This is a genomic window from Streptomyces sp. NPDC001668, from assembly GCF_042893155.1.
Lineage (GTDB): Bacteria > Actinomycetota > Actinomycetes > Streptomycetales > Streptomycetaceae > Streptomyces.
The window spans coordinates 92331-105080 of the sequence record NZ_JBIAUQ010000007.1 but is presented as its reverse complement, the minus strand read 5'-3'; the positions used below and the strand labels follow the sequence as shown (position 1 = coordinate 105080).

9 protein-coding genes are annotated in these 12750 nt (G+C 71.8%); 2 read left to right on the top strand and 7 right to left on the bottom strand.

The window, feature by feature from the left end; genetic code table 11:
- Positions 1-222 precede the first annotated feature (222 nt).
- From sbnA to ACFYZ8_RS22405, 6 genes are read right to left on the bottom strand one after another with little or no spacing between them, the layout of a single operon-like run.
- Positions 223-1206, bottom strand: a complete 984-nt coding sequence (gene sbnA / locus ACFYZ8_RS22430; protein ID WP_388536984.1) for a 2,3-diaminopropionate biosynthesis protein SbnA — start codon at positions 1204-1206, stop codon at positions 223-225.
- Positions 1207-1237: 31 nt separating this feature from the next.
- Positions 1238-2269, bottom strand: coding sequence for a 2,3-diaminopropionate biosynthesis protein SbnB (sbnB, locus tag ACFYZ8_RS22425; RefSeq protein WP_388536982.1), 1032 nt, complete (start codon positions 2267-2269; stop codon positions 1238-1240).
- Positions 2266-3252 carry a TauD/TfdA family dioxygenase gene (locus ACFYZ8_RS22420; protein ID WP_388536981.1) on the bottom strand — a complete coding sequence of 329 codons (987 nt, stop codon included), beginning with the start codon at positions 3250-3252 and terminating at the stop codon, positions 2266-2268. Before ACFYZ8_RS22420 ends, sbnB begins: the two co-directional genes overlap by 4 nt.
- Before the next feature lie 12 nt (positions 3253-3264).
- Complete coding sequence (locus ACFYZ8_RS22415) at positions 3265-5355, bottom strand: amino acid adenylation domain-containing protein (RefSeq protein WP_388536979.1); 2091 nt, start codon at positions 5353-5355, stop codon at positions 3265-3267.
- Between the two features lie 59 nt (positions 5356-5414).
- A complete protein-coding gene (locus ACFYZ8_RS22410) occupies positions 5415-7883 on the bottom strand; it encodes a Pls/PosA family non-ribosomal peptide synthetase (protein ID WP_388536977.1) in 2469 nt (822 codons plus the stop codon).
- Positions 7884-7918: 35 nt separating this feature from the next.
- Positions 7919-9127 carry a heparan-alpha-glucosaminide N-acetyltransferase domain-containing protein gene (locus ACFYZ8_RS22405; RefSeq protein WP_388536975.1) on the bottom strand — a complete coding sequence of 403 codons (1209 nt, stop codon included), beginning with the start codon at positions 9125-9127 and terminating at the stop codon, positions 7919-7921.
- A 585-nt stretch (positions 9128-9712) separates the two neighbouring features.
- Between ACFYZ8_RS22405 and ACFYZ8_RS22400 the strand changes: the two genes are divergently transcribed.
- Positions 9713-10855: a YihY/virulence factor BrkB family protein gene (locus ACFYZ8_RS22400; protein WP_388536973.1), complete on the top strand. Its 1143-nt coding sequence runs from the start codon at positions 9713-9715 to the stop codon at positions 10853-10855.
- Between the two features lie 28 nt (positions 10856-10883).
- Here ACFYZ8_RS22400 and ACFYZ8_RS22395 read toward each other — a convergent pair whose 3' ends face one another.
- A complete protein-coding gene (locus ACFYZ8_RS22395; protein ID WP_388536971.1) occupies positions 10884-11720 on the bottom strand; it encodes an NmrA family transcriptional regulator in 837 nt (278 codons plus the stop codon).
- Positions 11721-11801: 81 nt separating this feature from the next.
- On the opposite strand from ACFYZ8_RS22395, the gene ACFYZ8_RS22390 reads away from it, so the two are divergent.
- Complete coding sequence (locus ACFYZ8_RS22390; RefSeq protein ID WP_388536970.1) at positions 11802-12743, top strand: AraC family transcriptional regulator; 942 nt, start codon at positions 11802-11804, stop codon at positions 12741-12743.
- Positions 12744-12750 lie beyond the last annotated feature (7 nt).

Genomic DNA, 12750 nt, shown 5'->3' with positions numbered 1-12750 from the left:
GGCTCAGGTGAAGGGGGCCACGCGTCCGCCGCCTGGGGGCGGGTCCGGCTCGCGCAAGCCGTGTGGGCGTGGGCCCGTGGCCAGGTCGGATGGGTCGCCGCCCCCGCTTGCGGGACCGGGGTCCGGTCCGGGCCGTGCGGGGGCGTGGGCCGGGCTCAGGTGAAGGGGGCCACCGCATCCGCCGTGGGTAGCCCGGGGCCGTCCCGTGGTGTCCGCCCGTGCTCAGGCCAGGTGGGCCATCACCTCCGTCGTATGGGGGAGCGGGTCCTCCTCGGGCAGGCCGTGCGGCCAGCCGGGGCGGTACACCGTGTCGAGGTAGCGCTCGCCGAGGTCCGGGGCGATCGCGACCGCGGTGAGGCCGTGGCGGCCGTGCGCGGACAGCCACTGGTGGGCGCCGCTGACGACCGTGCCCGTGGAGCCGCCGAACAGGAAACCCCGGGCGGCCAGCCGGCGGCAGACCTGGAGGGTGTCCGGTTCCTCGACGAGGACCACGTCGTCGATGTACGACTTGTCGAGCAGCTGCGGCGGCACGCTCGTGCCGAGACCCGGGATCAGACGGACTCCGGGCGGCCCGCCGAAGGTGACCGAGCCGACGCTGTCGACGGCGACGATCCGTACCGGGCGCCGCCACTGCCAGAACCAGCGGGCGCAGCCCATCAGCGTCCCGGTGGTGCCGGCCCCGACGAACAGCACGTCCAGGTCCGGGAAGCGGCGCGCGATGTCCGGCGCCGTGGTGCGGTAGTGCGCCCGCCAGTTCCCCTGGTTGCTGTACTGGTTGAGCCACACGTACCGCTCGTCCGAGGCGCACAGCGCCCGCACGTAGTTGAGCCGGGCCCCCAGGTACCCGTCGTGCAGGTCCGGCTCCCTGACCACGTGCACGCGGGTGCCGAGGGCCTCCATCAGCCGGATCGTGACCAGGTTGCACCGCGAGTCGGTCACGCACAGGAACCGGTAGCCCCGGCTCGCGGCGATCACGCTCAGGGCCACCCCCAGGTTCCCCGACGACGACTCGACCAGGACCGACCCGGGCCGCAGGGTGCCGTCGCGCTCGGCGGCGTTCACCATCTCGCGGGCCGCCTTCAGCTTGATCGACCCGGCGAAGTTGAAGCCCTCGCACTTCAGGTACAGCGGAAGCTCCAGCGCCGCCCGCAGGTCGACGTAGAGGTCTGACTCGTTGAACTCCGAAGGATCGGATATGACGGGCATGACGCCCCCCTCCTCATGCGCCACTGATCGATCAGCCGTACCGGCGCAGCTCGTTGAAGAACCCGTCGACGACGTGCAGTTCGCCGCGCCGGGCCAGTTCGTCGTGGACGTACCGGCCGACGGCGAGGTCGAGCACCCCCAGGCCGAAGGGGGAGAACACCACCGTCCGGTCCGTCGGGACGGTCACCCGTCCGCTCAGCACGTCGTCCAGCGTGCCGTCGATGAAGTCCCTGCTCCCCGTGAGTCGTTCGGCCAGGTGCGGGGAGGTCTCGGCCTTGAGGCAGTGCTCGACGTCGTCGACGAAGTTGGCCGACGCGAGCAGGATCTCCGGGGCGAGATCGCGCAGGGACACATGCAGGACCAGGGGGTGATGGCCGAACCACGACGGGTCGTGGACGTGCGGTGTGCCGGCGACCGTGGCGAAGACGACCAGGTCGCTGGAGCGGATGAGGGATGCGGCGGTGTCGTGCACCACGGCCTTCCCCGGTGCCCCGGACCGCTCCAGGTACCCGCGGAACCCGGCGGCGCTCTCGGCGGACAGGTCGTGCACGCCCGTCTCCTCGAACTCCCAGCCGGTGGCGAGGAGATGGGTGTGGATGTAGCGGGCGATCAGCCCGGTGCCGATGAACCCGACCCGGGCCGGACGGACCCGGCCCGCACTGAGCTTCCCGGCCGCCAGCGCCGCCGACGACGCGGTGCGCGTCGCGCTGATGACCGAACTCTCCAGACAGGCGAACGGATAGCCGGTCTCCGGGTCGTTGAGGATCAGCACCGCCGACGCGCGCGGCAGCCCGGAACGGATGTTCTCCGGGAAACTGGAGACCCACTTCAGACCGTCCACCCTCAGCGGTCCGCCCAGCGAGGCGGGCAGTGCGATGATCCGGGACGACGGGCGGTCCGGGAACCTCAGGAAGTACGACGGCGGGTTCACCGAGTCGCCCGCGCCGTGCAGCCGGAACACGGCCTCGACGAGGTCCGCGATCTCGGATTCCCGTCCGTGCAGGGCCTGTTGGACCTGGGCGCCGGTGACCAGCGCGAAGGAGGGGGCGTCCAGGGTGCTCATGTGCCGCTCACCTCGCCGTCGCCGCGTCGCACCGGGTCGCCGAGCGCGGCCAGCACCTCGCGCGGTCCCTCGAAGGGCTCGCGGCTGTGCGCCGTACGGATGTTGTCGACGAGCAGGAGGTCGCCGTCCTGCCACGGCTCGCGCACGGTGTGGGCGTCGTACACCTCGTTGATCGTGCGGACGACGTCCGCCTCGACCGGACTCCCGTCCCCGTAAAGGGTGTTGAAGGGCAGCCCGTCGGCGCCGTACAGGTCCACCAGGTATTCGTGCACTTCGGGCTCCATGGTCCACTCGTTGAGGAACGCGATCTGGTTGAACCAGCAGGGCAGGCCGGAGGACGGGTGCCGCAGCACCGCCTCGCGCCGCTGCCGGGTGTGCAGGGAGCCGTCGCCCTGCCAGGCGAACTCGATGGCGTGTCGGCGGCAGTAACGCTCGACTGCGTCACGGTCACCGGTGCCGAAGGCCTCCTCGACCGACGCGCCGATCTCCTCGTGGTAGGCCCGGGTCAGCAGCCAGCCCTCCCGTTCGAAGCGGGAGACCAGGTCGCGGGGCAGGGCTCGCAGCACCGCCGACGCGTCGGCGAGCGCGGTCGCGCCCCCGGACCCGGGCGCCTCCAGACACGCGAACAGCAGCAGGCTCGGGAACTCCAGGCCGTAGCTGACCTCGTGGTGCATGCACATCTGCTGGTTCGGCGGCCATTTGGTGGACGAGTACACGCCGTCCGCGTAGCGCCGCCGGGGCGCGAAGGGCTCGCGGTCGGCCATCAGGCCGTCGGTCAGCCGCCGGAAGACCGCCTCGCTCGTCCCGGGGTCGGCGAGGCCCAGGCCGCGCACCAGGACACAGCCGTGTTCGAGGACGAGGGCGCGCAGCGGGTCGCGGTGCTCGGCGGCCCAACTCGCCGGTTCGTCCGCTGATTTGGCGTGCAGGACCGGCGGGGATCCCGGGGCCGGATCCAGGTACGGAAGCAGACTCGTGGATGACATCTCGGGTTCCTTTCAGCTGTGCCGGTCGAGCAGGTCCGCCAGGTCCGCGAGGACCGGGTGACGGACGACGTCCTGGAGGGTGATCGCCCGGTCCAGGGCGATCGCGAGACGCACGGCGGACAGCGAGCTGCCGCCGCGGTCGAAGAAGTGGTCGAGCCGGCCGATCCGGTCGGCGGGCACGCCGAGCACCTCGGCCCAGGCGTCCGCCATTCGCCGCTCGCCGTCCGTCACGGGCCCGCCCGCCGTACCGGCGTCGAGGTCCTCGGCGAGCGCGGTGAGCGTCCGGCGGTCGGTCTTGCCGTTGGCGGTCAGCGGCAGGTGCTCCCGCCAGTGCACGACGGCGGGGACCATGTACGACGGCAGCGACACGGCCAGCCGTTCCCGTACCGTCTCCGCGGGCACCGGCTCGGGCCCGGCGCAGAACGCGGCGAGCTGGCTGCCCCGGACGATCACGACGGCCCCGTCGCGCACCCCGTCCACCCGCAGCAGCGCGTTCTCGATCTCGCCGATCTCCACGCGGAACCCGCGGATCTTGACCTGGGTGTCCCGGCGGCCGAGGAACTCCAGTTTGCCGTCGGCCCGCCAGCGCCCCACGTCACCGCTGCGGTACAGCCGCTCGCCGGGCCGGTACGGGTCCTCGGTGAAGGCGGCCGCGGTGCGCTCGGGGTCGTTGACGTAGCCGCGCCCCACGCACACCCCGGAGAAGACGATCTCGCCCGGCGCGCCCAGCGGCACCGGGACCAGGTCCTCGTCGACGACGTACACCCGCACATTGCGCACCGGCCGGCCGAGCGGGACCCGGTCACCGTCCGGCACCCGGTCCATGACCTCGTGGTTGGTGTCGTCGGACGTCTCGGTCAGGCCGTAGGCGTTGGCCAGAAGGATGCCGGGCGCGGTGGCGAACCAGCGCTGCACCAGCTCCCGCTTCACCGCCTCGCCGGTCACCGACACACAGCGCAGGTCCGCCAGTTCGCGCGGCCGCTGCCCCAACTCCGCGAGCACGGCCTCCAGATACGACGGCACGACCTGGAGCACGTCGACCCGCCCCCGGACCACCGTGTCCACGAACCGGGGCACGTCCAGGACGGTCTCCTGGCCGATGATCAGCGTCCGTCCGCCGACGACCGGCCCGGCGAGCAGCTGCCACAGGGAGATGTCGAAGCACTGCGGCGCGGTCTGCGCGACCACGTCGTCCTCGCCGATCCCCAGGTCCTCCACCTTGGCGAGCACATGGTTGAGGAACCCGGCGTGCTCGCACATCGCGCCCTTGGGCTCGCCGGTCGAGCCGGACGTGAAGTAGATGTAGGCCAGTTGATCCGCCGCGACCGGGATCCCGAGGTCGGCGTCAGGGTGGCCCTCGGCGTACGCGGTGTCCACGAACAGCGTCCCGGCCGCCGTACCGGAGAGCGATGCGGTGCTGCCCGTCTCGGTGACGACGAGCGCGCAGCCCGCCCTGGACAGCGTCCTCGCGACCCGTTCGGGCGGGAAGTGCGGCTCGACGGGCAGATACACCCCGCCCGCCTTGAGCACGCCCAGCACGGCCGCCATCCAGTCCAGGTTCCGCTCCATGACGACGGCGACGACACCCTCGGCCTCGAGACCGCGGGCCAGCAGCGCCCGGCCGACCCGGTTGGCACGGGAGTTGAGCTCGGCGTACGTCCACCGCCGCCCGCCCTGTACGGCGGCCACGGCGTCCGGGTGCTTCTCGACCCGCTCCTCGAACAGCTCGTGCACCCGCCGGTCCGGCAGTTCGCGCACCGGGCCCGCCAACTCCTCCAGCTGGAAGCGGAGTTCGCCCTCGGACAGCAGGCTCGCGCGGTCCGGGTGGGTGAGCGCGGTGAGGTGGTAGCCGGCGACGCGGGCGGCGGCGTCGGCGTCGAGAGCGCCGGCGCGGTAACGCAGCCGCAGCTCCCCGTCGGTGACGGTGACGCGCAGGTCGTCGCCGGGAGCGCCGTCCGCCTCGCCCGACAGGGCGGCCAGCACCCTGGTGTGGGCCGCCAGCAGCGCGGCGGGATCGGTCGGCGTGCCCTGGGGCAGCCGGACCGCGTACTCCGTGACGTCCGGTATCGGACCGGATGCCGTCGGGTGCGGAACTGTGTGCATGACTTTCTTCCCCCTGTTTTGCTTGCTCAGGTCGTGCCTGTTCAGGCGGTTCGGACAGATCAGGCGCCGCGCAGCGCCACCGCCGGATTCCCGCCCCAGTGCGCCCCCGCCGGCATCTCCTCGCCCTTCATCAGGAAGGCGTCGGTGCCGAGCACGGCGCTGTCGCCCATCGAGACGCCGTAGTGGACCAGTGCGCCCGCTCCGAGGGTGCAGCCGTCGCCGATGACGATGTGGTCGGACTTGAAGGTGCCGTCCTCCTGGGAGTGGGCCTGCACCTTGGAGTGGTGGCCGAGCGTGGTGTCGTCGCCGATCGCGACCAGGGTCCGCTCGGTGAGGTAGCAGCCGTCGTCGAAGACCCGCCGGCCGATCCGCACGCCCAGCAGTCGCCAGATCAGGCTCTTGAACGGGGTGCCGTCGAACACGGCGAGGTGCTCGTCCGGCACCTTCCACAGCCGCTCGTGCCACCAGAAGTACGGGTCGTAGATGGAGCACAGCCGCGGTCGCAGCGGCCGGAACCGGGTGATCACGCGTTCCACCAGCGCCCAGTAGCCGACGGTCACGGCGAGGCCGGCCATCAGGTAGCCGCCGATGAGCGCTCCGCCGAGGGCGCCCCGGCCGCCGTGGAGGCCGACGGCGGCGAAGCCGAGCAGCGTCAGCAGGAACCAGTGCAGCCAGCGCAGGAACAGGAACAGGGCCATCGTGCGGGCGTTGGAGCGGTTCTTGGCCGACAGCCGGCGGCGCAGCTCGTCGCCCTCGCGCAGGTGGTCGAAGCGGGTGTCGCGCTCCACCGTGCGCGGGATCTCGAAGGGCGGCGAGCCCAGCAGGCCCACCCCTTCGCGGAGTTCGCCGTCGAGGGGTACCAACACCTTGGTCGCGAGCAGGCAGTTGTCGCCGGTACGGCCGCCGACCGGGTAGGCGATGTGGTTGCCGAGGAAGTTGTGCCCGCCGATCGCGACCCGCGAGACGCGGAACGAGGTGCTGGAGTACTCGGCGTTGAGGATCGACAGACCGTCGGCGACCATCGTGCCGCTGCCGACGGTGGCCAGGTACGGCGTCTCGTGCGCGACCTCGGTGCCGAAGTTGGAGCCGGTCTGCTCGACCTGCGAGAGGTCGTAGCCGATGGACCGCAGGTAGGGGACGATGTACGAGCTGTCGCCGCACAGCCACTTGAAGAACCGGATGTTGGTCATGCGGGCGATCGCGCGCTGCACCGAGTAGTGGAAGCCGTAGAGCGGATAGACCCGGTCGGCCTTGAGGGTCAGGTTCAGCAGCCGTGGCAGCACGGTCACGGTGACCAGGCCGAGGAGCAGGAAACCGGCGAAGAGGGCGACGGACAGGGCGAGCGCCTCGGCGTAGAAGGACCCCGACGCCAGTTCCCCGGCGTTCGGCTCCAGCAGTGGGTCGAGCGCCGGTACGACGTCCATCAGCAGGAACGTGCCGCCGATGCCGAGCGGGACGTACACCAGCAGCGTCTGGAGCAGTGTCACCAGGGCGTAGCCGGCCCGGCGCCAGGTGGTGCGGTGGGCGGCCGGGACCCGGACGTGGTCCACCGTGGTGGGACGGGCCGGGGAGCCGTGCCAGCGTTCGCCCGCGGGGACCGCCGCGCCGCCGTACAGCGCGGAGGAGTGGCCCAGCTGGCCGCCGTCACCGATCGAGGTGCCGATGTCGAGGACGGTCTTCTCGCCGACGAAGACGTCCCGGCCGAGGGTGACGGGGCCGGTGCGGATCCGGCCCGCGTGCGCCCGGTAGCCGAGGAACAGGGCGTCCTTGCGGATGACCGTGCCCGCGCCGACGGTCAGCAGGTCGGTGGCCACCGGCACCGAGTGGGACAGGATCGTCACGCCCGGGCCGATGCGGGCGCCGAGGGCCCGCAGGTAGAGGACGTACAGCGGGTTGCCCGTGAACAGGACCATCGGGTTGGCGCGCAGGAGTGTCCTGACGAGCCAGAAGCGGACGTAGGCGAGGCCCCACACCGGGAACTCCGTCTCCTTCCACCGGCCGACCAGCACCCACTTCGCGACCACGGGCAGCGTGCACAGCGCGAGGAACAGGGCGCCGCCGAAGACCAGTGAGCGCAGGTAGACCGAGAGCGGGCCGTCGCCGCCGGATATCCAGGAGTACCCCTCGGCCATGGCCAGACCGGCACCGAAGCAGTACGCGGCGAAGACGAGGAACTGCAGGATCCCGCACAGGACGTAGCGGGCGGTGCTGCCCGGCGGCGGGGGTGGCTCGGCCGGCCGTGCGGGGACCGGCTCGGCGGCCGGGGCCTCGGCGAGGGCCGTCGCCAGCGTGCGGATCGTCGGGTGGCCGTAGACGTCCCTCATCGACACCTGCGGCAGATCGTCCCGCTTGCGCACCCGGGCGCAGAACTGCGCCATGACCAGGGAGTTCGCGCCCAGGTCGTCGAAGAAGTGGCTGTCGAGGGGGACTTGATCCGTCTTCACGACCCCGGCCAGCACCTCGGCGAGGACCTGGGCGGTGCCGACCACCGGGGCGACTGTCGTGATCTCGCCAGGATTTACCACCACTTGAGCTCCTAGATCATTACTTTTGGCCTTATGGGCTATTCCGTGTGCTTGCTAAGTCGGGCCGGGCGCTCCACCGGTTCCGGGGGCCGCGGCGGTGTTACGGCCTCGCGACACCGCCGGGCCGCTCCTGCGACGACCGTTTCCAGCGGGCCACGCCCGACGTGCCGCCACGAGAGGGCGAACAGGAGCGCACCGGTGGTCATGACGGCGTAGAGGAGTCCGGGGGAGCCGGAGAGCGCGCCGGTGGCGAGCAGGAGCACATGGGCGGCGTACAGGGTCAGCGGCATGCTCCCGGCCGCCGCGAGCGGCGTGAGGGTCCGCGTGAGAAGGGCGCTCCTGGTCAGCAGCAGGGCACCGCCGAGGATCGCCGCCGCCGAGCCCAGGGTGAGGAGCAGGTCGAAGGGTGTGGTCGAGTGGGGCGCCCGCGAGAGCATCGCCCACCAGGTCGCGCCGTCGGGGCTGTCCCACAGGGCCTCGGCGCGGGAGGCGCCGGGGAACTCCGCGCGCCACAGGTACCGGAGCCCGTCGTAGCGGAACAGGACCAGGGACGACACCAGCCACACCCCGGCCACCAGCGCGAGGCCGCCGCCGAGGAGCCGGGGCGCCGCCTTCCGCGACGTCAGGTCCAGGCGGCCGACGGCGAGTCCGGCGCACAGATAGGCGGTCCAGGCGAGCACCGGGTAGTCGCCGTGCACCAGCAGGTCCGAGACCAGGCCGAGCGGATCGGTGACCACGTCCTGGAGGGTCGGGTCGCCGTCGAACGCGGGCTCGGGCAGGACGCCCCGCAGCGCGTGCACGGCGAACGGCGCACTCACGGCCAGGGTCAGGGACAGGCCCGCCAGGGTCCGGGGGCCGAGGCCCAGCAGCGGAATCGCGATCAGGAACAACAGGGCGTAGAACGCCAGGATCACGTCCACGTCCAGGTCCGCCGCGCGCGAGGCGTAGCCGAGCAGCAGTCCGATCAGCGCGATGACGGCGGCCCGCGCCGCCACCGCGGCGGCCGCGGGCCGCCCGGTCGCCGGCCGTCGCCCGCCGGTCGTGAAGGCCAGTCCGATCCCGGCCGTCACGGCGAACGTCGCCGAGGAACGCCCGCCCGCGAACATCCAGGCGGGCGTGGGCGATCCGGCCTCGTCGAACGCGCCGAACACGTGAACGGAGAACATTCCGAGCAGGGCCAGGCCGCGTGCCACATCGACCCCCACGATGCGCGGCACGCCATGCTTCGGCGTGTACGGAACAGACATGAGAATTCTCCCGAGTGGGATACGGCGGAATAGCACCCGCTGTTCACCGCGCAGCGGAAAATCATGAGGAAGAACCCCCGTGGTTCCGGTGTTCCGGAAGAAAGAGAAGTGTCATGAGACACGGAATGAAAGAGGAGAAGGAGCGGTTCGGTATGCGCCTGGAGTGACCACGCGGTGGGGACGGTGTGGCCAGGCTCGGGCCTAGGTCAGGGCCCTGAGAATGCAATCCGAATTTTTTCGACGGGCTCATGAACGGGTCAAGCGCGTTTCAGTCAATGGCGGTTTCTTGCTGGTCGGCCGTTCGTCGGCGGTATGACCTGTTCCAGCCTTCAGGTGGCGCCACCGGGGAACTCACTCAATGGCCGGTGCATATGTCGTCCGGCATTCCGGTTCACCGGTCCGCGAAATCCGGCCACCGGGTTCATGACAGAAAAGGGGTTCATTTCCTTGACGATTTCCGCGGGGTTGCCCGGGGTTTTCCGCGCCATGACGGAACCGAACGCGAGCGGGCGTTCCCCGCACGGGCGTGCCCAGGACCCGGGCCGGGGGATGAGTGCACGCTCCCCTGGCGGATACCTTTAGGTCGTGCAGGCAGCAAGCGAATCCCCTCAACAGCCCTCCGGCCGGCTCCACCGGGCCCGTGCCCTCTACCGGAACGTGTCGAAGCGCAGGACCGCCTGGCTGCTGGTCAAGGACACCGTCAACTCGTGCATCGAGTACCGCATCCTGGGGCTGGCCGCCGAGGCCGCCTTCTTCTCGCTGCTGTCCGTACCGCCCCTGCTGCTCAGCCTCATCGGACTGCTCGGCTACGTCGACGACTGGACCGGCACCGACAGCATCAGCAGCCTGGAGGCCAACCTCCTGGACGCCGCGCGCACGGTCCTGTCCGACAAGGGGGTACGGCAGATCGCCCAGCCGATCCTCGACGACGTGATGAAGGGCGGCCGCCCCGACGTCATCTCCGTCGGCTTCCTGTTCGCCCTGTGGTCCGGCTCGCGCGCGGTCAACGTCTTCATCGACACCATCACCGTGATGTACGGCCTCGACGGGGTCCGCGGCATCGTCAAGACGCGGCTCGTGGCGTTCGCGCTGTTCGTCGCGGCCCTGCTGATCGGCTCGGTGGCGCTGCCGCTGATGGTGGCGGGTCCGGACGCGGTGGTGCGGATCGTGCCCTGGTCGACGACGGTGGTGCAGGTCCTGTACTGGCCCGTGGTGATCGTCCTGTCCATCGCCTTCCTGACGACGCTGTACCACGTGTCGGTACCGGTGCGTTCACCGTGGATCGAGGACGTCCCGGGCGCGCTGGTCGCCCTGGCCATGTGGGTGCTGGGCAGCTTCCTGCTCCGCATCTACCTGCAGAGCACGATCGAGGGCGCGACGATCTACGGCTCGCTCGCCGCGGCCGTGGCGGTGCTGCTGTGGATCGGCGTCTCGGCCTTCGCGGTCCTGGTGGGCGCCGCGATGAACGCCGCCATCGACCGCGTCTGGCCCGCCGCGGCCACCGCTGCCGCGCGTGCGGCGAACGAGCGCGTGCGGGAGGCGCAGGTCGCCGAGTACGTGGCCCGCGCGGCCGCACTCCGCGACTCCGACACCGACCCCGACGACCCCGACATGCCGTCCGAGTTCCCGGAGCGGTGGTCCCGCTTCCTGCCCCCGGAGGACGTGACGTCCCGCTTCCGGGCGCACGCGAAGACGACCCATCCCCCGCAGAAGCCCGACGGTTCCTGACGGGGGACGGGTCCCGGCAGCGGGCCGCTCACGCCTTCCAGGTGCCCGCTGCCGCCGCCTCCCGCGCGAACTCCGTGAAGTCCCGCGCCTCCCGTCCGAGCACCTGCCGCACCCCGTCCGACAGATACGCGTTGCGCCCGTCCAGCAGCTGCGTGAACGCCTCCACCAGCGCCTCCACCTCCCGCGCCGGCACCCCGAACCCGAGCAGGTTCTCCCCGTACCGCTGAGGCGACACCGCCCGGTACGTCAGTCCGCGCCCCGTCGCTCTCGCGATCTCCGCGACCGCCTCGCCGAAGGTGAGCGGACGGGGCCCCGACACGCTGATCGTCTCCCCGGCGTACCGGTCGCCCGCCACCAGCGCGGCCACCACCACGTCCCCGATGTCCCGCACGTCCACGAACGGCTCCCGCACCTCACCCGCCGGGAACACCAGCTCCCCGCTCAGCCGCAGCTCCTCCACCAGCGGCCCCTCACTGAAGTTCTGCGCGAACCACGAGGCCCGTACGACCGTCCAGTCGGCCCCCGAGGCGTGCAGCGCCTCCTCCGCGTCCCGCGCCCGCTCCTGCCCGCGCGACGACAGCAGCACCAGCCGACGTACGCCGGCCCCCACCGCCTCCCGCGCCACCGCACCGACCGCCTCCGCGGCCCCGGGGGCGCCGATGTCCGAGGGGTACACCAGATACGCCGCGTCCGCGCCCCGCAGCACCCCGGCCCACGTCGACGCGTCCTGCCAGTCGAACCCCCGCGCCCGCGAGGCCGCCCGCACCGTCAGCCCCGCGGCCTCGGCGGACCGCGCCACCCGGCTGCCCGTACGACCCGAGGCACCGGTCACCACCACCGTCATGTTCCGCGCGTTCTGTGTCATGCCGTCGAGTCAACTCCCGTGCCCGGCAAGGGACCATCGCCGAACGGCTCATTCCCATGCGTACGCGTCTACGCTGGCCGCATGGACGCTCTGGCAGGCCTGCTGGAAGGACCGCGGGCGCGTGGCGCCTTCATGATCCGTGCGTGTTTCGACCCGCCGTGGGCGGTGCGGGTCGAGGACCGGGCGCCGCTGACGGTCATGCTGATGGTCCGCGGGGAAGCCGTCGTCATGCCCGACACGGGCGAGCGGATCAGGCTGCGCCCCGGCGACCTCGCCATCGCCCGCGGCCCCGACCCCTACACCTGCGCCGACGACCCCGCTACGGCCCCGCAGGCGCTGATCCTGCCGGGCGCGGAGTGCAGCTACCCCGACGGGCGGGCCCTCAACGGCTCCATGGACCTCGGGGTGCGCACCTGGGGCGACCGGCTCGACGGGGAGGCCGTCCTCCTCATCGGGACGTACCTGATGGACGGGGAGATCAGCAACCGCCTCCTGGACGCGCTGCCGCCCCTGCTGTCGCTGACCACCGACGTGTGGGAGTGCCCGCTGACCCCCCTCCTCATGGAGGAGATCGTCCGCGACGAGCCGGGCCAGGAGGTGGTCCTGGACCGGATGCTGGACCTGCTGGTCATCGCCGCGCTGCGGGCCTGGTTCTCCCGGCCCGAGGCGGAGGCGCCCGCCTGGTACGCGGCGCTGGCGGACCCGGTCGTCGGGCGGGTGCTGCGCCTGATGCAGGACGATCCCGCCCATCCGTGGACGGTGGCCTCGCTCGCCGCCAAGGCGGGCGTCTCCCGTGCGGCGCTCGCCCGGCGGTTCACCGACCTCGTGGGGGAGCCGGTGATGACCTATCTGACCGGATGGCGGCTGGCGCTGGCGGCCGACCGTCTGCGCGAGGGCAGTGCCACGCTGGAGGCGATCGCCCGGCAGGTGGGGTACGGGAGCGCGTTCGCCCTGTCCAGCGCCTTCAAGAGGGCGTACGGGGTCAGTCCGCAGGAGTTCCGGCTGCGGGCAGGCCCGCCGTAGCCTGGGT

What these genes read in the sequence shown, in the direction of transcription:
- sbnB (WP_388536982.1), bottom strand. Translation starts at nt 2,269, where the DNA reads ATGAGCACCCTGGACGCCCCCTCCTTCGCGCTGGTCACCGGCGCCCAG.
- ACFYZ8_RS22395 (WP_388536971.1), bottom strand. Translation starts at nt 11,720, where the DNA reads ATGACACAGAACGCGCGGAACATGACGGTGGTGGTGACCGGTGCCTCG.
- ACFYZ8_RS22420 (WP_388536981.1), bottom strand. Translation starts at nt 3,252, where the DNA reads ATGTCATCCACGAGTCTGCTTCCGTACCTGGATCCGGCCCCGGGATCC.
- ACFYZ8_RS22390 (WP_388536970.1), top strand. Translation starts at nt 11,802, where the DNA reads ATGGACGCTCTGGCAGGCCTGCTGGAAGGACCGCGGGCGCGTGGCGCC.
- ACFYZ8_RS22415 (WP_388536979.1), bottom strand. Translation starts at nt 5,355, where the DNA reads ATGCACACAGTTCCGCACCCGACGGCATCCGGTCCGATACCGGACGTC.
- sbnA (WP_388536984.1), bottom strand. Translation starts at nt 1,206, where the DNA reads ATGCCCGTCATATCCGATCCTTCGGAGTTCAACGAGTCAGACCTCTAC.
- ACFYZ8_RS22405 (WP_388536975.1), bottom strand. Translation starts at nt 9,127, where the DNA reads ATGTCTGTTCCGTACACGCCGAAGCATGGCGTGCCGCGCATCGTGGGG.